The organism is Flavobacterium sp. LHD-85 (genome assembly GCF_030929595.1).
In the GTDB taxonomy this organism is placed as follows: Bacteria; Bacteroidota; Bacteroidia; order Flavobacteriales; family Flavobacteriaceae; genus Flavobacterium.
On record NZ_JAVFVR010000015.1, the window covers coordinates 57,153 to 79,105 of the forward strand.

Consider the following 21,953-nt stretch of genomic DNA (forward strand, 5'->3'; position numbering starts at 1 on the left):
TCATGAAAAATATATCTAGTAGTTATTTAACCGCAAAGAGCGCAAAGGAATTTACGCAACGAGCGCAAAGTTTAATTTTCTCGCGTGCCTTGCGTTTAATCTTTGCGTGCCTTGCGGTTATTTCCATAGCAACAAGTTGTACTGAAAAGAAAGCAGAAGAACCTCAGGAAGAAGAAAAATCAACTACGGAAGTGGCTTTAACTGCTTCTCAATACAAAACAGTTGGTATTGAAACTGGCTCTGTAGAAGATAGAAATCTAAATAAAGTCATTAAAGCGAATGGTTATACGACAGTTCCTCCACAAAATTCTGCTGAAGTTTCGACTTTGATTGGCGGAACAGTGAAAGATATTTTTGTTTTGGAAGGAACCTATGTAAACAAAGGAAAAGTTCTAGCAACGATTCAGAATCTGGAAGTTATTGGAATGCAGGAAGATTATCAGTCGGCTGTTGCAAATGTTGAGTATCTGCAGTTAGAATACAATCGCCAGAAAACGCTGAGTGATGAAAATGTAAATCCGAGAAAGATTTTTCAGGAAGTAAAAGCCAAATTAGCAGCCGAAAGAGCTCGCGCGCAGGCAGCAAAAAACAAATTAGAAGCTTTACATGTGAATACGAAAGGAACAACATCTGTCGTGCCAATTGTTTCGCCTATAAATGGTTTTGTCGGAAAAATAAATATTGCGAAAGGCGCTTTTGCGAATACGGGAATTTCGCTTTTTGAGGTGGTTGACAACAGCCAGATGCATTTGGATTTGAATGTTTATGAGAAAGATTTAGGATCCATTTCGATTGGGCAAGTCATTGATTTTGTCTTAACGAATCAGTCAAATAAATCGATTAAAGGAAAGATTTTCGGGATCAATAAATCGTTTTCTAACGAAAGTAAAACCGTTGCTGTTCACGCTAAAATTGATCCCGCCGATGCAAAGGGATTGATTCCGGGAATGTATGTTTCAGCGAATATCAATATTGTTAATGCAACTGTTCCAGCGCTTCCTAAAGATGCTGTTGTGAAAAATGCTGATAAATATTTTGTGTTTGTACAGGAGGAAGGACATGCAGAAGAAAAGCATGAACACAAAGAAGGAGAAAAAGAAGAAACTCACGAAGAAGAAGTGCATTTTAAAGCCATAGAAGTAATGCCAGGAACAACCGATTTAGGTTTTACTGAGGTTAAGTTTGTAAATGATATTCCAGCCAATGCAAAAATTGTAACGAAAGGCGCATTTTATCTGCTTTCCGCAATGAAGGGCGGAGGAGAGCATACGCACTAGTTCGTTTTGCCACGAAGGCACTAAGGCGCGAAGTTTTTTTTTAAAGATGCTAAGTTGCTAAGATACTAAGGGACTAAGTTTTTTTGTTGGAGTAGAATTTGCTCGCAAAGATGCAAAGACGTAAAGTTTTTTTTAAGCAGATTTAAGCAAATTAATTTGAGTTGCCTCCAGCTTTAGCTGGAGGTAACAAGAAACAATAAGAAATGGCTTTAGCCAAAATGCGCAAGTTGGGTTAAAGCCTACAAATTAGAATCTACTCAACCTCCAGCTAAAGCTGGAGGCAATTGAGAAATAAATTTTGCCAAAGATTAAAAGGATTAAAATGATTTTTATTTTATACAGATTAATATTTTTTTTAAATCCTTTTAATCTGTGGCAAAAAAAAACTTTGCGACTTTGCGAGATTAACTTCATCATACTAAAAAAAAACTTTGTGACTTAGCACCTTTGTGGCAATAAACTTTACCACAAAATGCTTAAATTTAGGACATTATTTAAACAAAGTTTCAGAGCAGCAAAAACTTGTCCCGATAGTTATCGGGATTAAACCTGAAACTTGAAATTAAAAAAAATGATACATCAAGATAAAGAAGTAAAAATTATAAAAAATAAAGCCAAACCTTCCTGTTGTTGTTCTCATGACGAACCTGTACATGCTGATAATGACGGACATGATCACGAAGGGCATGACCATGAACACAATGCAAGTGGCAGTTTATTTAAATTGTTTTTGCCATCCATTATATCCTTTGTTTTATTGCTGATCGCAATTGGTTTTGATAATTATTTTCCGCAAGATTGGTTTACAGGATATGTTAGAATCGCTTGGTATGCAATTGCGTATCTTCCTGTCGGACTTCCTGTTTTGAGAGAAGCCTACGAAAGCATTGTAAAAGGAGATGTTTTCTCTGAATTTTTCCTCATGTGCATTGCCACAATTGGAGCGTTTGCCATTGGTGAATACCCAGAAGGAGTTGCTGTTATGCTGTTTTACACAATTGGCGAAACCTTTCAGGGAATGGCAGTTAATAGAGCAAAATCTAGCATTAAAAGTCTATTGGATCAGCGTCCCGATGAGGTTCATGTTTTAGAAAATAATGTAGCAGTTAAAGTCAAAGCCAAAGACGTTCAGATTGGAGCTATTATTCAGCTTAAAGCAGGAGAAAAATTAGGTTTGGATGGCGAATTGTTATCGGATTCGGCTTCATTTAATGCAGCTGCTTTGACCGGAGAAAGCAAGCCTGATACCAAGAAGAAAGGCGAAACTGTTTTGGCAGGAATGATAAATGGCAATACCATTGCCGAAGTAAAAGTAACAACCGCTTACAGCGATAGTAAATTATCAAAAATTTTGGAGTTGGTACAGAATGCCACAACCAAAAAGGCGCCAGCGGAATTGTTTATCAGAAAGTTTGCGAAAATTTATACGCCAATTGTAGTGTATTTGGCAATTGCGATTTGTTTGCTTCCGATGCTTTTTGTTGATAATTATGTTTTTAGCGATTGGTTGTACAGAGCTTTGGTTTTCTTAGTTATTTCCTGTCCTTGTGCTTTGGTTATTAGTATTCCGTTGGGTTATTTTGGCGGAATTGGAGCTGCAAGCAGAAACGGAATCTTGTTTAAGGGCAGTAACTTCCTAGACAGTATTTCTACAATTCAGAATGTGGTGGTAGACAAAACAGGAACTATGACCGAAGGTGTTTTTAAAGTTCAAGAAGTCATTATAAAATCCGAATTTGACAAAAACGAAATTTTAAGACTAGTCAATGCTCTTGAAAACAGAAGCACGCACCCTGTGGCAACAGCCATTCATAATCATGTTGGACCAATTGATTCTTCGGTAGAATTAAAAGAAATCGAAGAAATTTCGGGACACGGATTAAAAGCAATACACAACGGAAAAGAATTGTTTGTTGGGAATTTTAAACTTTTGGATAAATACTCGATTTCGTATGATATTGATCCGTCTTCAATAGTTTATACGACAATTGCAATTGCTTACGAAGGTAAATTTGCGGGTTATTTGACTATTGCCGATGAAATTAAAGAAGACGCCAAAGAAACGGTTTCTAAACTAAAATCTTTAGGTGTAAAATTGACTATGTTAAGTGGAGATAAAAATAATGTAGTCCAGTTTGTAGCCGATAAATTGGGAATTACAAAAGCTTTTGGTGATTTGCTTCCAGAGGATAAAGTGAACAAAGTCAACGAAATTAAAGCTAAAAACGAAACAATTGCCTTTGTTGGCGATGGCGTAAACGATGCGCCTGTGATTGCTTTAAGTACGGTTGGAATTGCAATGGGAGGCTTAGGAAGCGACGCTGCCATAGAAACTGCCGATGTGGTTATTCAAGACGATAAACCCAGTAAAATAGCAATGGCAATCAATATTGGCAAACAAACCAAAAAGATTGTCTGGCAGAATATTACTTTGGCATTTTTAGTTAAGGCTTTTGTTTTAATTCTTGGCGCAGGCGGACTTGCCACAATGTGGGAAGCAGTTTTTGCAGATGTTGGTGTGGCGCTGTTAGCGATATTAAATGCGGTTCGAATTCAGAGAATGAAATTTTAACGCATAAGGAATTTTTTTCGCAGAAAAAATCTTCGGATTCTTCTGCGAAAATTTTAAATCTTCATATAGAATTTTAAATTTTTTGCATTCAAATCAAGTTTGACAATTCCGCTTCTAATTCCAACAAATACATTTTTGTCATTAAGAACTGCAATTGAATTTGGATACAAACTTTCCCAAAAGACATTATTGAAAATCAGCTGCTTTTTAAAATCCTTTATAACATAAAATCCCTTGTCGGCAGCAATAAGAAGTTTGTCCTTATAAATTTTAAATGCCATTGGCGCACTTTCAAATTCCATTACTTTTTGAATAGAAAAAGTTTCTCCCTCTGGTTTTAATTCAAACATTCCTCCACCATTAAAACTCATGTGGAGAAGTCCAGAGATAAAATAAATTTTATCTTTAAAATGAAATAAAAAAAGAATATTTCCCTTAGTAACCTTAACATCACTTTTGGATTTGTCTTTTGGAGTAAAAATTAATTTTCCGCCAAATTCGCCTCCATTTGTTCCTACTAAAGTACCTGTTTCTAATTCAAGTTTGCATTCATTGATCTCTTTAGGAATTCCTATTTTGAGCTTAGAGTTTATGATTTCAACTTTACATTCATTTTTAGAATGATTTAATTTATACCATTTATCGCTCCACGGTTTTGGCGGAATTGTTTCTTTAAAATTTTTGGGAATTACGATATTATTTTGTCTATAACAAGTTGCGATAAAATGTGTTGTAAAAATAAAATACAAAAAGAGACCCCTTAATATTTTTGACATAATTACTATTAATTGTTCATTATAAGATTAGAAAATCCCATATAAATATAAAGGTATTTAATTATTAAAACTTCAATTCAATTATGTTATCATTATTTTCTAAAGTTATTTTCACCGGATTACTTTCAGAAGGAATTTGCGTTGGATACCAATTTCTAGTAGGCTGAACCAGAATCAATAAACCTTCATGATCGCCAATGGCAGCAAATTTATCGGTATTGGTATTTTGAGAAAAGAAATGCAATCCGTGTTCTTCAATTAACTGATTTCCTAATTGTAAAGGACTTTCTGTAACAATTCCGATTTCGCTAATATTTAAAATCGAAGCAGAATTAAAATCGCCAACTTGTTCGTTATTAAGATCATGTCGGGCAATGAATTCAAGTAAATTTCCGTTGTGGTCAAAGAAATAAATAGAATGCGCATTCCAATTTTCGAAATTCGTGACTACGCTTTTATCTTCGAGAACAATTAAATCTACTTTGTTCTCACACCACTGAATAGCTTCTTCAAGCTGATTTTCGGGAATATTGAAAGCAAAATGATATATCGAATTAAAATTTGGATCTTCAACAAATTTTAAAATAGAGGTTCCAGCCTGAAACGTTATCGAGTTTTGGTCATTTTCCAGAACGAAAAGCCCAAAAATGTTCTGATAAAATGCTTTCGTTTTTTGGATGTCGTTTGTTTTAATTTGTATCTGATCTATTCTCATGATAGTAATTTTTTTTAAGAAAAAGCTTCTTTTGAGTGAGAGACAAATTTAAAAAATGCCTACGATAGTAAGGATGCAGCACTATTTTATGCGTCAATGAAAGGATAGTAAATTAGTATGGGTTGGATTTAAATTGCATCTCTAAATATTTTATTAAAGTTACAAAAAGACAAGCTGTTATTGTTGTAAGAGTATCGAAAAAACTTCTTCTCTTAATTGGTGGTTTTTGGAATAATTAATAATGGCATTGTGTATAAGTTTGGTTGGGTGCAAATATATTTGAAAGATGAAATTAAGAAATAAAAAAGCCCATTTCATAAAAGAAATGGGCTTCGTAATTTGCAGATTGTGGGGCAAAAAGCAAATCATCAACTAACTTATTTTGGCATTTCAGGAATTATAATTCTTCTTGTTGGCGTACTCAAAGTTTCAATAAAAGCCAATAAATCAGCGATTTCTTCTTTGTTTAGATCCAATTTTCTAAGCATTGGATCTACTTTTGGAATCAGCGAATCTCTCGCTGTTCCCAGATATTTTTTCTGTACTGGAGATGGATTTCCTAGATTGTATAATTCCACTACATCCAGCAGAGTTGGAAAATGGCCGTGATGCATCCATGGTTTTGTGTTTACTACTTCACGAAGCGTTGGCGTTCTGAATTTGCCAATATCTTTTACGTCTTTAGTCACATTATAACGTCCGAAATCTTCATTTTTTGTTCCAAATAAAGTCTGTCCGTCATTGTGAAATTGATTGTCGCTGAAATAAGGCGTATTATGGCAATTGATGCATTGTGCTTTGGTTCTAAACAAATGCATTCCCTTTACCTGCTGATCGGTAAATGCGTCTGATTTTCCGCTTACAAACTGGTCAAATTTGCTTTTCGGACTATTGATTGATCTTTCAAAAGTGGCAATGGCGTATTGAATTCTTTCCAAAGTCACTTTTTTGTCTCCGAAAGCTTCAGTAAACAGTGAATTGTAGCCTTTTATTTTAGCAATTTTATCTACAGCAATCGTCAGTTTTTCATTCATTTCTAAAGGATCTTGAACAGGAAATTGCGCCTGATCTTCCAGACTTTTCGCTCTTCCATCCCAAAATAGAGAAGTAGCATACGCCGAGTTTAAAATCGTCATCGAATTGCGTTTTCCAGTTTGGCGGTCGTGGCCAAAAGAACGCGTTAAATTATCTGTCCAGCCCAATTCAGGATTATGGCAAGAAGCACAAGCAATTTGTCCGCTTCGAGACAATCTGGGATCAAAAAACAAAATCTTTCCCAAACTTTCTTTTTCCTTGGAATACGGATTATAAGCTGGATACGGAATCGCAGGTAAAACGCCAATATCTTGAAATTTTGATTTATCGACACTTTCATGTAATTCTGCGGCAGGCCATTTTGATGAATCTCCGCTGGAATACAATTTTCGTAATTCCTGAATATCGGTATAATCAGGACCTTCGGCTGTTTTATAAGCCGATAACCCAAGTAAGAATAGGAGAGGAAAGATTAGTTTTTTCAATTTTAATTTTGTTTCAAGTTTCAAGTTTCAGGTTTCAGGTTTCAAGTTCTGTTGTAACTTGAAACCTGAAACCTGAAACAATTTTTATTTTAAAGCGCAACTTCTTTAGGGCACGGAATACTCAATGCTGCTGGTTTTGGATATGCTCTATTGTTGTACATTCTGTATTGTGTTGAGACTGTTCCTCCAAACAGTTTATCGTTTGTCAGTTTTAATTCGAATGAGATTTCATATAAACCGTTACTGATTTCTTTGTATGTTCCTTCGCCAGAAATAGCAATTTGGTAGGTGTTGTCTTTATCTTTTCCGATAGTTAAATCTTGCGGAATTACTAAAACAGTTCCTTCGGTTTTGCTGTTTCCGTTTGCTGGGAAAAATTCTAAAGCAGAGGTAATATTAAATCCAGGCGATACTGACGCAGAATTACTTTCGTTAGAAAACCATCTTTTTAGACCAAAAGAATTGACTGTATTGGTTCCGCTGGCAACGTTAAATCCAATTTTGAAGGCATCGTGATAAACATCATCATTTGGGTTTGTTGTTCCTTTATCGCTGTATAAAATGGCGTTTGGATCATCTTTTGTAACGACAACCGGAAAAGTCAGAGCGTTGAAAGTCTGCCAAGCACAAGTGGTTCCGTTGCTAAACCAATGTTCTCCATAAGTCAAATAAAACGCATTTGTAGGATCGGTAAATTTAGATGCAGGATTTGCCTGAATATCTCTTGGAGATTTTATTGGTTTTGCAATAGTTAGATTGATATTTCCTGTGGCAGTGTAATTAGGAATATTTATTAAAGTAATTTTTGATTCGTAACGAGCATCATCATTCTGAAGGTCTTCTAAAAGAGTTAAATGATACGTTACAGTACTTCTGTTATCGCCAAATTCATCATGCGTTAAAGAATATTCGAAACCATTTTGAAATTTGAAAAAATTAGCATTTTCAATTTCTTCAGGGAAGAAGCCATTTGGAAAATTCACTTTAAAATCGATTGTTTCGCCTACTTCGCCTTTCACATTGTATTGCGTTACAGGAAAAGTATAATTGGTAGCAATGGTTCCTAAATCAATTTTGAAAGTATTGTTTGGATATGCTGAGTTTAAATTTCCGATATGAATATCAGGATCCGAAACCGTTTCTAGTTTTAGGTTAATGCTCTGGTTTGCAGCCCATCTTTTGTCAAAAGAAACATAAATGGTATCGGTTAATTTATTGCCTTGAAACGAAAGCTGATTTATTGGATTTACACTAAAACTATCAGCAACTCCTGATGTTTCAGCGCTAAAATTAGCCGTTACCGTTTCTTTTAGTTCACGTGTGGTTAAGGCTACAGGAACTTTTAATGTTTTTACAGACTTGTTTTCATAAGTAGATTGCGGTACTAAATTTCCGTTTATTGTAGGATATTCTAAAGGCGTATTATCGGCTTTAACCAAAAAGTTAAATCGTATGTAAGGATCAATATCAGATCCTAATTTGTAATCGTCTTTTGAACACGAAATGTATAACAGTGCTGTAAATAATAGGCTGAATATCTTAATACGAGTCATTTTGCTGCAAGTTAGGGTTAAGATTGGTGTTGAATGTTGGAATTGGCAATACGTATTTTAAAGACGGATATGTTAAACTGCACACCGTAGCCAGACAGCCATCGGTTCTTGAAACATCTTTATGATTTCTGGCAATATCAAAGAATAAAAAGCCTTCAAAGCATAATTCTTTCCTTCTTTCTAAAAAGATATTTTCTTTTAGATTTGTTGTATTGGTTAATAATGAGGCATTGGCACGAGCACGAATTGTATTGATGTCTGTCATTGCCAAATCTGCTCTGTTGGTTTCTAAAGCTGCTTCGGCACGAATTAAATACATTTCGCTAAGTCTGAAAGCGACATAACCTGCATTGTCTTGGAACTTTTTTGTAAAACTGTAATTGACATAAGTTTGCACGCCATTAACCAATGTAAAAAGCGGTTTTACTAAGAAAAGCTGTTTTCTTGAATCGGTGCTTTCATATAAATTAATCAAGTCATTTGAAGCTGTATATTTTTCAAAACTTAAATCTGTATTATAGCCAAAAACTTTTGACATTGATCCCGAAACATTGTTTTCACTGTCTGTAGGTATAGCAAATTCAAGCAAGATTTCCGAAATAGGAAGGTCTGGTTTTTCCCATTCTGTAATTAAACTTTCTTTGCTGGTTAATACTGCTCCAGAATTGGTAATAACATCATTTGCTGTTTCGTAAGCATTTGCCCAATCTCCTTTTTGAAGATAAACTCTAGCCATTAAAGCTTTTGTGTTTTTTTGATTAAAGAAAGAATACGCAGCGCCAGAAAGCAAAGAACTATCCGAATAATTGGCAATGGCAGTTTGCAAATCATTAATAATTAAAGCATACGTTTCTGCTGCAGTTTTTCTTGCTGGATATTGTATGCCACCTTTTATAGATGCTGTGCTGTAAACAATTCCTAAATGTGAAGCATCGGCCGTATATTTATAATCCTGACTGTAAACCAGCGATAAAAGAAAATGTGTATAAGCTCTTATAGCCAACGCTTCTGCTTTTATTTGATTTTTCTCTGTATCAGTAGCATCGGTGAGGGAAGGAGTATATTCTAAAATTAGATTTGCCTGATTTATAATATCATAACTATCATCGTAAAATGATTTGTAATTACTTGTCAGCGCCTGATCATCAAAAGAATAAACCTGTTCAACATTTGATGGAGCCGAAATTTGTCCTCTAAGACTTCCTGTCGCAGTTGGCGTAAATTTTATATTTCCGCCTTGTAAATCAGCATAAACAGCATAACGCTCTGATCTTACATTGGCTTCTAGAGAAGAATAAAGTCCTCTAAGCGCTTGTAAAACACCTGTTTTATTTTGTAAAAGTTCGTCTATAGAAGTTTGTGTTCCAGGTTCTTGCTCTAAAAAGTCACTGCAGCTTTGCAATGAAAGTAGTAGAAAAAATATGGATAGGTATTTTGAATATTTCATTTTCTTAAAATTTAGCATTAACTCCTAGCGAAATTGTTCTTGCCTGCGGATAGATATAACTATACTCTCGTACACCGTTCATTCCTTTCGGACTTTTTTCTTTGTACCAATACGCCACGTTTGTAGCATCGGCAAATACGGAAAGTGCATCCAGAAAAGTATTTTTTAACGGTATGTTATAGCTTAGATTTATATTGCTGATTCTGATGTAAGTGGCATCATAAACATATTTGCTTAAGTTGGTTATAATTGGAGAAAGTGTTACGGCAGACTGTGTAACATTGTCGCCAGGATTTCTCCAATAATTATAAGCGTTTACAGAAAGATTTCTGTTTGTTGTTACGTTATATTGATCTATAAGCTCACTTGAAGCTAAAAAGTCGCCCCCAATTTGATAATCGCCTCTAATTGATAAAGTAAGATTATTGTAGAAAGTAAAATTGTTATAGAAACCACCGTAAGCATCTGCCTGTTTGTCTCCAATAGGTTCCCAGTCGGCAATTGTGTATAATTCGCCATACGTTTTGGCATCGTAAACTTGACCATTTTTTCGAATAAGATCTCTTCCTGTAGCTGGATCTACACCAACCCAATTAACGCCCCACAAGGTGGTAGTGCTGTAGCCAATTTTTTGAGCCAATGCAAGATTTGCTACAGAATAGTCGCTTCCTAAACCTTTTAAATCGGTTACTTTGCTGTCTACCGTCGAAATATTGAATGCTGTTGTCCACTTAAAGGCGTTGCTTTTTATCCATTTAATTCTGGTAGTAAGTTCAAAACCTTTGTTGTACATACTTGCAGCGTTTAATTGTATAGAGCTATAACCCGTTTCGGTAGGAATATCTCTGGCTGTAATCAAATTGCTTTTATTGTCATAGTAATATTCTAAAGTCAGTTCGATTCTTTTGAAAACATTAAAATCAAATCCTGCATTGAATTTTGTGTTTTTTTCCCAGCTTAATCTGCCATTTGGAGCCGCTCCAGGCGTTGCTTCTATATCGCCATTGTATCCGTTTTGGCTGATATTATACAATCCTTTTGATCTATAAGAACCAATTTTAGAATTTCCTGTTGTACCATAACTTGCCTTTAATTTCAAGAAATCGATCCAAGAATTAGAATTCAGAAAATTTTCATTGCTAATAATCCATCCTGCACCAAAACCGCCATTATGAGCCACATCGGTATCATCTCCAAAAACCGAACTCTGATCGCGACGGTAATTCGCTAATAAGAAATAACGTTTTTTGTAGTTGTAGTTTAATTGCGAGAACAGAGAAACTCTGGAGTTATAGCTTATTTCATTTCGGTAGCTTTGTCCGTCTGTAGATTCATCTTCAGGCGTGTCAGGATTATCATCTCGTATCGCTTCAGACACTTTATGAATGTACTCTGGGTTTAAAAATCCAATTCCGGCTTTATAATTAAAATCGGTTTTATCTTCAGCAAGTTCAAAACCAACTACACCATCAATTTCATGAGTTTCATTCCATTGTTTATTGAATAAAGCTTGTCCTTGCCAGTTCCATTTCGTAGAATTTCTCTGATTGATAACGCGGCGTCCCCAAGCTGGACGTGAAATTCCGTCCAACATAAAAGTTCCGTTGTATTGTCCGCTTTCATTGGCTGCAGAAAAGTAGCGATCCTGTTCTTTATCGGTATAATCCATACCAAAAAGAGTAGAGAATCTGATGTTTTTATTGAGTTTATAAGACAAATTCAAACTTCCTAAAAGACCAAAAGTTTGTGCTTCGTTTTTGTTTTGCTCAATTGCCGCCAGAGGATTTCCTCTAGTAGAACCGCTTGCGCCCAAATCTGCATAAGAACCATCAGTATTATACACAGCAAGCGTTGGAAGGTAGGCAAAACTATAAAAGATATTTGGCGCATCTTTTTGTACAAAACTTGGGTTCAGCATCAAATTAATATCCCATTTGCCAGAATTGTAGCCTAAATTGATTCCTGCGTTCAACTGTTTGGTTTCATTGCCAATCTGCGGTTCATCAATTTTGGTATAACTAACGTTTGTACGGTACGAAAATTTAGAAGTAGAGCCTGAAACATTAAAATTATACTTATTGTATATTCCTGCTCGGTTCAATATATTAAACCAATCGGTATTGATGCCATTATAAGAAACAGGCACATAACCTGGGGTAGTATTTTTCATGAACTCATTTCGCAGTTCTGTATATTGCTCTCCGTTTAAATATTTAATTTGGTTAATGGCAGAAGAAACCCCTAACTGATTGGAAAAACCAAATTGTGTTTTTCCTTTTTTTCCTTTTTTAGTAGTAATCAAAATTACGCCATTAGCTCCGTCAGCACCATAAATACCAACGGCTGCGGCATCTTTTAAAACAGAAATGGTTTCGATATTTTCAGGAGCAATTTTCATCAACGGATTCGCCAGATTTTCGGCAAAATCGCCGTTCCCGTTAAAATTGGCGCTGTCAATAGCATATTCCTCACTCATTACAACACCATCAACAATAAAAAGAGGTTGAGACGAAGTTCCTGTAATAGCGCCGCTTAAAGAAGATAAAGTGCCTTGACCGCGAATATTGATTTTTACAGGTCCGCCAACGCCCGAAGTATTTTCAACCATAACACCGGCAATCTGCCCCGTAATCATTTTATCAAAACTTTCAGATGCCTGTTCAACAGCAATATCTTTTGCCTGTAAAGTTGAGATGCTTCCAACAATTTCTTCTTTCAATTTAGTTGTACCGTAAGACGAAGTAATCACAACAGGATTCAGCTCATCGGTAGTTTCCTGAAGATAAAAAACAAACGTCTTTTTGTCATCTGCTTTCTGAGATTGCGTTTCCATTCCTAAAAATCCAGCTTCCAGAACCAGATTTTCGATATTATTTCCTTTTAACTGATAAACAAATTTCCCGTTAAAATCGGTTATAGCGCCCATTCCAGTTCCTTTTATGCGAATAGAAGCGCCAGGAAGAGGCTGTTTGTCTTTTGCATTATAAACCGTTCCACTAATCATTCGCTGGGTTTCCTGAACAGTATTATTTGGATTGTCAGAAATTGAACTCGTTAAAAGAACCTGCTTTTTCTGAATGTAAAACGAAATGTTTTTATCCTTTAATAACTGCGTTAGAGCCGTTTCTAAAGTAGCATTATTAACATCTAAATCTGCTAATTGATCGCTATCTATTTTTTTTGCATTATAAATGATTCTAAAATCGGTTTGATCTTCAATAGATTTGATAATTAAGCTTATAGGTTTGTTTTTTACATGTAATGTTATGAGTTTATTCTGAGAAAATCCTTTAAATCCAGATATGAGGAGGGCTAAGAAAAACAGAATTTTTCTTAAAGCGGGCTGTATCGTAAATGTCATGTTTATTTTTTTATCGCGGATTGGTAATTGTAATGGTTTTTTGTTTAATAGAATAATTAAAAGGAGTGTCACGTTTTAGCAGGTCTAAAATGTTTTCGACACTAGATTCGCTAATGTTTATTGTACCTGTAAAGTTCTGTCTGGCCAAATCAGAATTTTCGTTGACAATTTCAACGTCGTAGGTGCGCTGAATAATTTTAGCGATTGTAGAAAATGGGGTGTCCTTAAATGCCAGTTCTCCTTTTGTCCAGGCTGAGTAAAGGGAAACATCAACATTTTTGAGGGTAATTTTTTTAGCATTATTTTGCCAAGTTGCCATTTGGTTTGGCTCCAGCAAAATAACATTGGAAGGATTTGCAGTTTCAGACATCTCGATGCTTCCTTCAACTAAAGTACTGTTAACAGTAGGGTTTTCAGGATAAGCGCTCACATTAAACTTTGTCCCAAGAACCTTAATATCAACTTGATTGGCGTTTACAACAAACGGATGCTCTTTATCTTTGGCGACTTCAAAAAATGCTTCACCGGTTAAGTATACATTTCTGTTTCCGTTTAAGCCAAATTGTTCCGGATAACGTAAAGAGCTGCCGGCATTTAAACTCACAATGGTACCATCTGAAAGTTTAAGTTTAAAGCGTTTTCCGTACGGAACTGAAAGCGTATTGTAAATCACTTTCTGATCCTGAACTTTGCCAAAATAAATAATTTCAGTCGGAAATTTTTTGGCAATCAAAACGCCTTTGTCATTCAACAATGCAGTCTGGTTTTTTCCTGATATATATTCCAGACGGCCGTCGCCCAATTCTAGAACAATTTCTTTTGGAGTTTCAGATTTGCTGTTAAACAAGAAAATAGTTATTCCTAAACCAAGAAACACTAAAAATATCGCAGCATATTGCAAATACTGTCTAATGCTATTTTTGGGTTTCATTTGGATTACCGGAGCCGTTTCAATAGATAAATCTGAAGAAAAAGTGGTCAATGCCCAAATCATCTTCGTTTTTATAAATTGTTTTTTGTTTTCTTCCGATGCTTCGATCCAATCAAAAAGTGCCTGAACTTCTTGTTCTGAAGCTTCGTTAGAAAGGTATTTATATATTATTTCCGATGTCATATTTGCGTTTTAAAACTTCTCGCCATTATAAGTACACCTCAGGATTAAAATACCCTACCTTTTATTCTTAATTATTATAAATAAGCATAAAAATTAAGAACAAATAATCAGATAATCTGGTTTTTAAAATCTTCAAAGCCTTTGTCATATGGGCTTCGACAGCTTTTAAAGAAACTCCCATTTCTTCAGCGATTTCTGCATTTTTTTTATTCTCGAAACGTTTTTTTATAAAAACTTCTCGGGTTTTTGCAGGCAGATCGCTGATAGATTCCTGAATGATTCGTTCTAATTCGGTTAATTCTAAAGGGTCAAACTGAATCGAATTTAAAACTTCAATATTCAATTCTCTTTCTTTGTGGTTTAAGAGGTCATTTTTGAATTTGTCCTTCACTTTATTATGACGGATTAAATTCAAACATTTTGATTTTGCATAAGTAAATAAGAAAGCTTGGATTCCGTTTATAGATTCTATTTCTTCTCTACTTTGCCATAGGTGTAGTAAGGATTCCTGAGCTAGATTTTCGGCTTCGTCCTGATCGTAAATGAACTGAATGCTGAAAGATTGAATTCTTCTAAAATATTTATCGTAAAAAAACTTAAATGCAGTTTCGTCGCCTTCTTTGAAAGAATGGAAAAGATCTAATTCGAAACTGGCATTATTATTCATTAAACGGAATTTATTTTGGAAAAACAATAGTAAGCATATTTTTAAAAACAGCTCAATTTTGTTCAGAAAGCGGCAAATATAAAAGTTTATTTATATTAATTCTAAATAAAATTCAAATAAAGACCTTTCCAGAAAATTTTATTCAGAATAGGTTTAGTTTACTTGTTTTTTTACCGCAATCCCGATAGCTATCGGGCGCAAGGTTTTTTTTAATATGCTGGAGGTTATATAAACGCAAAAGTTCGCAAAGCTTTGTGTAAAACTTTGCGAACTTATTTTTTTCAGCCACAGATTAGAAGGATTAAAAGGATTTTAAATCTGTGTTAATCTGTGAAATCTGTGGCAAAATTAAATATGCAGAATATAAAAATCATTACGTGCCAATGGTTGAAACCATTGGCTATGTTTAAAACTTTGTGAAATCTCTTAAAACTTTATTCTCAAAGATTAAAAAACTTAGCGCCCTTTGCGTTCCGATAGCTATCGGGATTGCGCTCTTTGCGTTAAAAAGAAACTTACCGGTTAAAAAAAAGCTTTAGTATTAAAATTTCTCCATCCAAAACCAATTAGCAATAAAATGAATAATAGCAATGGCAAAAATGCTTTTGTAAAATTTATTTGAGTGGTATCGCTAAAGGTTTCTATTTTGTAATTATCCCATTTTTGTTCTGCTACAGGTGCATTGTCAAATATTTTAGGATAAAAATGCAAACGAAGCTTTTCGTGAAATTTTGAGGTTTCGTTTAAAAACAAAAGCTGATTTTTTAAATCCGATTTAGCAATTTCATTCAGTTGGATTTGAGTATGAAGCGTTGGTATAAATTGCGCAATCACTTCGCTGAAATGGTTTCGTTGCTGCAATTTTGACTCTAACTCTTTAGATTGCTCCGCCGATTCATCGTCTCCCATTTGCTGCATGGCGTAGTACCAAAGCCAGGTAAATTCTGCTTTTTCATCTAGTTTGCAAGTCCTAAATTGCGGATAATGCTTATAAAACTTTTCCATTGTGGCAGTTTTATCCATATCCCATTTTTCATGATAAGCATTTCGTTGTTTCAGAGTCAATTCTAAAGCTTCTGGAACTTTGTAGCGATTTACGATATAGGCATTGATTCCAGCAGGCAGAATTACAATTAAGAATAGCCATATTGTCAATAGAATTACAGCATTAAAATTGGAATGTTTTTGCAGAGAAACAATAAAAAAGCAAATGGAAAACCAAAATAAGAGGTACAAAATGCCAAGCCCATAAAATGCAAAAAAAGCTTTATCTAACGGAATTTGGAGAAATAGTGCTGCAGTAAAAAGCAAAATGCTTAATAAACCAATCAAAGTTAAAATTCGAACAAAAAACAGCTGTAGGATATACAAAAAGATATTCTTGCTTTGTGTAGAAACGATTTTCCAAGTGCCGCTTTCTACTTCCTCAGAAATGACATTGTAGGAGAAAGCAATAATTAAAAGTGGAAAAAGATAAATTAGTACAAAGCTAAAATCGATATTTCCAGATAAAAGATTATTCGGATTATTGAGCTCTGCATCATATTTCTGTCCCTCTAATCCTCGAATAGTTACATTTTGTATTGACGGATTAACATCGCGCTGTCCGATAGCAAGGCTATTGATAGGGAAGGTTTTGTTGACCAAAGAAAATTTAATGTAATAAAGCAGAGGCCCAATTTCGTCTTTATGGTATTCGGCATTTCTGGCAATGTGTTCCTTTTGGTAGCTAACAGCCTCTTTAATATTATTTTGCTGTTTATCTTGAAACTGTTTCCCGATTAAAAGGCTTACGAATCCGACGCATATTAAAAAAAGCAAACCAATTTTGGTTCCTTTCGATCGTATGAAATTTTTAAATAATAATGCTAACATAATTAAATGGCTTTTAGTTTTTTAGCTGCAATTTTGATTAAAATCAAAAACAGCATAATCCAAAGAATAATTGAAATGACAGAAACAATTTCATTTTTTAAAACAGTTCCTATTCCTTTGATTTCATAATGAAACTCTTCTAAATCTGACCAATGCTCTTTCCCTATAATGCTAGGTTTGCCAGGCGTTTTTTTATTGCTTATATATTTAATCTGCAAGCCATTCATTTTTTGAGCCATTTTATAGCGGTAATCTTCAGCTTGTTTTTGAAAATCGATGTAAGACTCATAATCGGTATTAGATAATCCCATAGAAAGGTTTTTCATGGCGATATACGGATTAAGGAAAGAAACGGCTTTTGAAAAGCTATTTTGCTTGCTGTAAATTTTTAGAAGTTCTTTGAGATGTTCATTATAAATTCTAGAGCTTATTTTTTCTCCTTCTGTCATGATATAGCCCGAATAGTTAAAAGGCAGTTTTTGAACAGAATCTACTTTGTATGTGCGTAAAAGAGAGTCTTTTATGGCTTTGTAATGCGGATCGTTCGGATTGTGGCTGTCTCCTTCTTTTAAAATATCTTTTTCGATATCGCTATTAAATTGAATTTTTGAAGGTGATTCGTAAATGTAAGCTCCAACAGCTTGTGTTGTTCTCGGTAAAACGATTGTAAAAATAAGCCAGATTCCGATAAGCAGCACCAATGCATTCTTAGATGTTTTGCTTACTGCCGAAACCAGAACCGCAATGGCACAGAAAAAGATGAGATAAATAAAATGAAAAAGAATAAATAAAACCATTTTGATCATTTCGTCTGCGGTAACGCTAAAATTTTGAAGAAATAGCCAGATTGTAACCAAAATAATAATTGTAGGAACAAAAAGCAGCATGATAACACTCGCAACCCCAAGAATTTTTCCGAACAAAAGCTGTTTCCAGTTAATTCCTTGAGTTAGAAGAATTTTTAAAGTGCCATTTTCCCGTTCGTAAGAAATAGAATTAAATCCCAAAAAGAAAATCAAAAGCGGCAGCAGCACTTGCAAAACCATTGCAATACTAATTTCTCCAAAACGCAGCATACTGCTAGAAAATCCTGCTTCAGAAAAGTTTGCTGTATTTTGTTTGTGTGCTTCTAAGAAAATAGCGTTCCCAAAAAAAGGTTCCATTCCAAATTCGAAAACACTTAGTGACGTACTTTTTCTAAAAGCAAAATTGCCATAATGTGCCATTCTATGCGGATTTTTATCTGGATTTTTCAACCAGTCTTCACGAGATTCATGCTGGTATTTTTCGCTTGTTTCATTTTGATTTTTATAATTATCCCAGCCCGAAAATGCAGCATATAGAAGCAAAATGCCTATAAAGAGGGTAATAATAAAAATGGCTTTATTTTTAAAGACAGAATGTCGCAGCTGTTTTGCGATTAAGAATTCTGCATGTAATAATTTCATACAATTAAAATTTATAAGTTAGGGTTAAGCTGCAGTTTCGCGGACTTCCCGGAAATAATCTCAGATAGTTTTGCGCGCCTAACCAATACGTTTTGTTTAGTAAATTTCCAGCATTAAGTGCCAGCTGCATATTACCTTTATTAGGTTTGTAATAAACTGCAGCATCAAAAATGGTAAAATCTGGAAGCACAAGATCTCGTGCAAACCAAGCAATTTTGCTGCTTTGGTATTGCATGCCCAAACCAAAACCAAAATCCTGTAAAACAGAATCTGTAGAAAAATTGTAGCGTGTCCACAAATTAGCACTGTTTTTGGGCGTATTTTGTTTAGGCTGTCCAATTAATGAGGCATTGGCATCATTGGTGATTTTGGCATCAATATAACTGTAAGAAACGTTAATCTGCCAGTCGCGTGTAATGTATCCTGCAAGATCGCATTCAAAACCTCGGCTTCTTTCAGAACCTCTGGTAACCAGTAAGTCTGGATTAGCAGAATCGTTAGCGTTCATTAAAATATTGCGCTGGTTGATTTCGTAAATTGCCGCATTGAAACTCACAGAATTATTAAAGAAATTGGCTTTAACTCCAACTTCTTTTAAATCGCTTTCTAGAGGCTTAAATAAACTACCAGCTGGCAATAAACCAGTCTGCGGCATCAAAGTAACTGTGTTTGACTGAGGCTGATAGCCTTCTAAGTAAGTCGTGTAAACATTAATATTGCTGTTTACAGCGTATGTAACACCCACTCGAGGAAGAAGAGCTGTTTTTTTTACTTTTAGCTCATTGTTGGTTTCATAATTGGTAATATCTTCAAACCATTCATTTCTCAAGCCTACAAGAAAAGTCAATTTCTGCCACTGAATCTGATCTTGAAAATAGACAGCACTAGTTGTTGTTAATGCAGAAGGAAGCGCGGTGCGTACATTTAGAATATAATCTTCTGGAGTTCGCATTGTATAAGATGGATTGCTTAAATCAAAGAAATTGACATTAGGTTTTGGCATTACAACTCCATTTACAGTAACTGTTTGGTAATTGGCAGCATTTGCAGGAACGAATGTATTGGCAACATTTCCGTCATTTAGAATATAACCTCGGGCCGCATTTTGCGCACCGCCTTTATTTTTATTCCAGCTGCTTAAATCGTACCCCGTTAGCAGTTTATGATGAAGCGGACCTGTTTTTAAATCAAAATTAAAATAGGCTGTTACATTATCAATATCCCAATTTTGCTGTCGTTCTACAAATTGCATCATTGCCAGAGTATTAACAGGCTGATTGTTCATGTCTACAGCAAATGCATTTGTGGTGCGATGTTCTTGCAGATTTTCATTCCAAGTTTGCTTCATATAAGCGGCATTAAAACCAACTTTTGAAGAAAATTTGTGAGCAAAATTGGTTGTTAAAATCATTTCTTTCGACTTAAAAAAATCACTCGAAGCGCCCAGATTTAAACTAATTGGGGTTTTGTTTAAACTCGTTACACCTGCCTGAGCCCCAAAAATAGGCTGTCCGCGGTCTAGAATACCCGTCATATCGCTAATGATCAGTTCCGTATTGATAGCTGTTTTTTCATTTGGCACATAACTGAATGAAGGCGAGAATAGAAAAGATTTGTTATTGACTAAATCCCTAAAAGATTTTGCCTCTTGATAAGCCCCATTTACACGATACAAAAGTGTTTTAGAATCATTTAAAGGTCCAGTAAAGTCTAATGTTCCGCGAAGGGTACTGAAACTTCCAACGGTAAAACTAACTTCTTTGCGGTCTGTAGCAAGAGGTTTTTTTGTCACCATGTTAATGCTTCCTCCAGGATCTACAGACGAAAATGTTGCGCTCGAAGGGCCCTTAATCACTTCAACTCGTTCGATATTGCTTGTTATTGGCTGTAAAAAGTAATATTGGCGGGTTCTCATACCGTTAATAATCTGACCTTCTTCATTCTGACTAATTCCGCGAATGGTATATTGGTTGTAATAACTTGCAGGAATGACCCCGCTGGCCATTTTTACGGCATCGGCAAGATAAAAAGCAGCTTTATCGGCAATTAATTCTTTGGTAATAGAAGAAATGGACTGCGGAATATCTTTGTTGAGAGCCGCGATTTTAGTAGCCGAAAAAGAGTAATCACTATTGTATTTCTTTGTTGAGCGCCCCACGATTTCAACAGTCTGCAATTCGTTTTTCTCTATTCTAACAGAATCTTTAAGAATGCTGTCCTTAACTTTATGCTGCGCTTGGGTAACGAAAAAACTATTTAATAAAAGAATTAAAATAATTATCTGTTTCATTTTTATAGAAATGGAAATCAATATTCCTTTTAAACCGTTTGTAAATACAAATCTTCCAGTTCATTGGCCGAAATTTTTTCAGCTTCAATTACAGTAACTAGATTTCCTTGTTTCATGATTCCAATATGCGAAGCCACTTCACGCGCTCTGAAAATGTCGTGTGTTGCCATTAAAATTGCCGTTCCGTCTGCCGAAAGTTCTTTTAGAATCTGTGAAAATTCATTGGAAGCTTTTGGATCTAAACCACTTGTGGGTTCGTCTAATAAAAGCACTTTGGCTTTTTTGGCAATTGCAATGGCGATTCCTACTTTTTGGCGCATTCCTTTAGAATAGCCTCCTAAGTTTTGATCATGAGCTTTAGCTTGCAAGCCTGCTTTGTTTAAGAAATAAGTCAGTTCTCCTTTTGTGTATTTGAAACCTGCCAGCGAAGAGAAAAATTTAAGATTCTCTATACCAGATAAATTTGGGTAAAGCATTACAGTTTCTGGTATATAAGCTACAAATTCTTTGGTTGTTTTTGCGTTTAAAGTAACTGGAATGTCATTTATGGTTAAAGTTCCTTCAGAAGGTTCTATAAAGCCTAAAAATAAATTGATTGTAGTCGTTTTTCCAGCTCCGTTTTGACCTAAGAGAGCAAAGATTTCACCTTCTTTTATAGTTAAGTTTAGGGCATTCAAAGCAGTATAATCACCATATTTTTTGGTGAGATTTTCGGCTGTAAGCATAATTCGATATTTGTATTAAAGTTTTGTAAAGACTAAAAAAAATCACGACGTAACTTTTGATTGCATCTGCAAAATTGTTTGTAAAAAGGAATGGGTTTACTGCAGTTTATTCGCGAAAGCGTAAATGCATATTTTCTCTTTGCAAACCATATAGAATGCAGAGAGTTAAAAAGAAGAATAAACTTTATGTAAACTTAAAATAGAGCAGGAGGTGCTCGTAAAGCAAATAGACTGCCTTTGAAAAATGTAGAAACCGATTTTGTGTAAATAAATATCGGTTTTGTTTCAATTTGAGTTTTATGAAAAATTAAAGCATCAAATGAGTTTGGAATGTAAGTGCTAAACGCAAAATGACAAATATGACATTTTGTATCTACATCGTGGCTGTGGGTAATTTGTTTCTGATTGGCACTTGTATGATGTTCACAAGGCTTTTCTGAAAGCTGTTTAAAAACATGTTCATAGGAATGAATAGTCTGAAATAGCATTGCGGACAATACTATAATTGACATCAGGAAATTAATAATTAAAAATCTTTTCTTCATTCTGAATAAACAGTTGGTTTTTTAGTGATAACTAAAACGCAACAATGTTGCAAATATAAACATCTAGT

At 34.8% G+C, this 21,953-nt stretch carries 15 protein-coding genes; 2 read left to right on the forward strand and 13 right to left on the reverse strand.

Annotated elements, in window-relative coordinates; all coding sequences use genetic code 11:
- Positions 1 to 2: 2 nt before the first annotated feature.
- Together RB618_RS19470 and RB618_RS19475 are read left to right on the forward strand one after the other, a co-directional pair.
- Positions 3 to 1,277, forward strand: coding sequence for an efflux RND transporter periplasmic adaptor subunit (locus RB618_RS19470; protein ID WP_308070295.1), 1,275 nt, complete (start codon positions 3 to 5; stop codon positions 1,275 to 1,277).
- Positions 1,278 to 1,848: 571 nt separating this feature from the next.
- Positions 1,849 to 3,849, forward strand: coding sequence for a heavy metal translocating P-type ATPase (locus RB618_RS19475; protein ID WP_308070296.1), 2,001 nt, complete (start codon positions 1,849 to 1,851; stop codon positions 3,847 to 3,849).
- A gap of 53 nt (positions 3,850 to 3,902) precedes the next feature.
- Here the strand turns inward: RB618_RS19475 and RB618_RS19480 are convergent, their stop codons facing one another.
- From RB618_RS19480 to RB618_RS19540, 13 genes are all read right to left on the reverse strand, one after another.
- Positions 3,903 to 4,625, reverse strand: a complete 723-nt coding sequence (locus RB618_RS19480) for a hypothetical protein (RefSeq protein ID WP_308070297.1) — start codon at positions 4,623 to 4,625, stop codon at positions 3,903 to 3,905.
- Positions 4,626 to 4,689: 64 nt separating this feature from the next.
- Positions 4,690 to 5,340, reverse strand: coding sequence for a VOC family protein (locus RB618_RS19485; RefSeq protein WP_308070298.1), 651 nt, complete (start codon positions 5,338 to 5,340; stop codon positions 4,690 to 4,692).
- A 377-nt stretch (positions 5,341 to 5,717) separates the two neighbouring features.
- Positions 5,718 to 6,860 carry a cytochrome c peroxidase gene (locus tag RB618_RS19490; RefSeq protein ID WP_308070299.1) on the reverse strand — a complete coding sequence of 381 codons (1,143 nt, stop codon included), beginning with the start codon at positions 6,858 to 6,860 and terminating at the stop codon, positions 5,718 to 5,720.
- An 89-nt stretch (positions 6,861 to 6,949) separates the two neighbouring features.
- Positions 6,950 to 8,413, reverse strand: a complete 1,464-nt coding sequence (locus RB618_RS19495; RefSeq protein WP_308070300.1) for a hypothetical protein — start codon at positions 8,411 to 8,413, stop codon at positions 6,950 to 6,952.
- The gene (locus tag RB618_RS19500) at positions 8,400 to 9,860 is read right to left on the reverse strand and encodes a RagB/SusD family nutrient uptake outer membrane protein (protein WP_308070301.1); all 1,461 of its coding nucleotides are present in this window, start codon (positions 9,858 to 9,860) and stop codon (positions 8,400 to 8,402) included. The genes RB618_RS19495 and RB618_RS19500 overlap by 14 nt, the downstream gene beginning before the upstream one ends.
- A 4-nt stretch (positions 9,861 to 9,864) precedes the next feature.
- Positions 9,865 to 13,221: a SusC/RagA family TonB-linked outer membrane protein gene (locus RB618_RS19505; RefSeq protein WP_308070302.1), complete on the reverse strand. Its 3,357-nt coding sequence runs from the start codon at positions 13,219 to 13,221 to the stop codon at positions 9,865 to 9,867.
- 10 nt (positions 13,222 to 13,231) lie between these two features.
- The gene (locus tag RB618_RS19510) at positions 13,232 to 14,335 is read right to left on the reverse strand and encodes a FecR domain-containing protein (protein ID WP_308070303.1); all 1,104 of its coding nucleotides are present in this window, start codon (positions 14,333 to 14,335) and stop codon (positions 13,232 to 13,234) included.
- 67 nt (positions 14,336 to 14,402) lie between these two features.
- The gene (locus RB618_RS19515) at positions 14,403 to 15,002 is read right to left on the reverse strand and encodes an RNA polymerase sigma-70 factor (RefSeq protein ID WP_308070304.1); all 600 of its coding nucleotides are present in this window, start codon (positions 15,000 to 15,002) and stop codon (positions 14,403 to 14,405) included.
- A 522-nt stretch (positions 15,003 to 15,524) separates the two neighbouring features.
- Positions 15,525 to 16,877, reverse strand: coding sequence for a DUF3526 domain-containing protein (locus RB618_RS19520; protein WP_308070305.1), 1,353 nt, complete (start codon positions 16,875 to 16,877; stop codon positions 15,525 to 15,527).
- 2 nt (positions 16,878 to 16,879) lie between these two features.
- Positions 16,880 to 18,325, reverse strand: a complete 1,446-nt coding sequence (locus tag RB618_RS19525) for a DUF3526 domain-containing protein (protein ID WP_308070306.1) — start codon at positions 18,323 to 18,325, stop codon at positions 16,880 to 16,882.
- A gap of 4 nt (positions 18,326 to 18,329) precedes the next feature.
- Positions 18,330 to 20,615, reverse strand: coding sequence for a TonB-dependent receptor domain-containing protein (locus tag RB618_RS19530; RefSeq protein ID WP_308070307.1), 2,286 nt, complete (start codon positions 20,613 to 20,615; stop codon positions 18,330 to 18,332).
- Between the two features lie 29 nt (positions 20,616 to 20,644).
- Positions 20,645 to 21,340: an ATP-binding cassette domain-containing protein gene (locus RB618_RS19535; protein WP_308070308.1), complete on the reverse strand. Its 696-nt coding sequence runs from the start codon at positions 21,338 to 21,340 to the stop codon at positions 20,645 to 20,647.
- 194 nt (positions 21,341 to 21,534) lie between these two features.
- Positions 21,535 to 21,852 (reverse strand): hypothetical protein, encoded by a 318-nt coding sequence (locus RB618_RS19540; RefSeq protein ID WP_308070309.1) that lies wholly within the window; start codon positions 21,850 to 21,852, stop codon positions 21,535 to 21,537.
- Positions 21,853 to 21,953 lie beyond the last annotated feature (101 nt).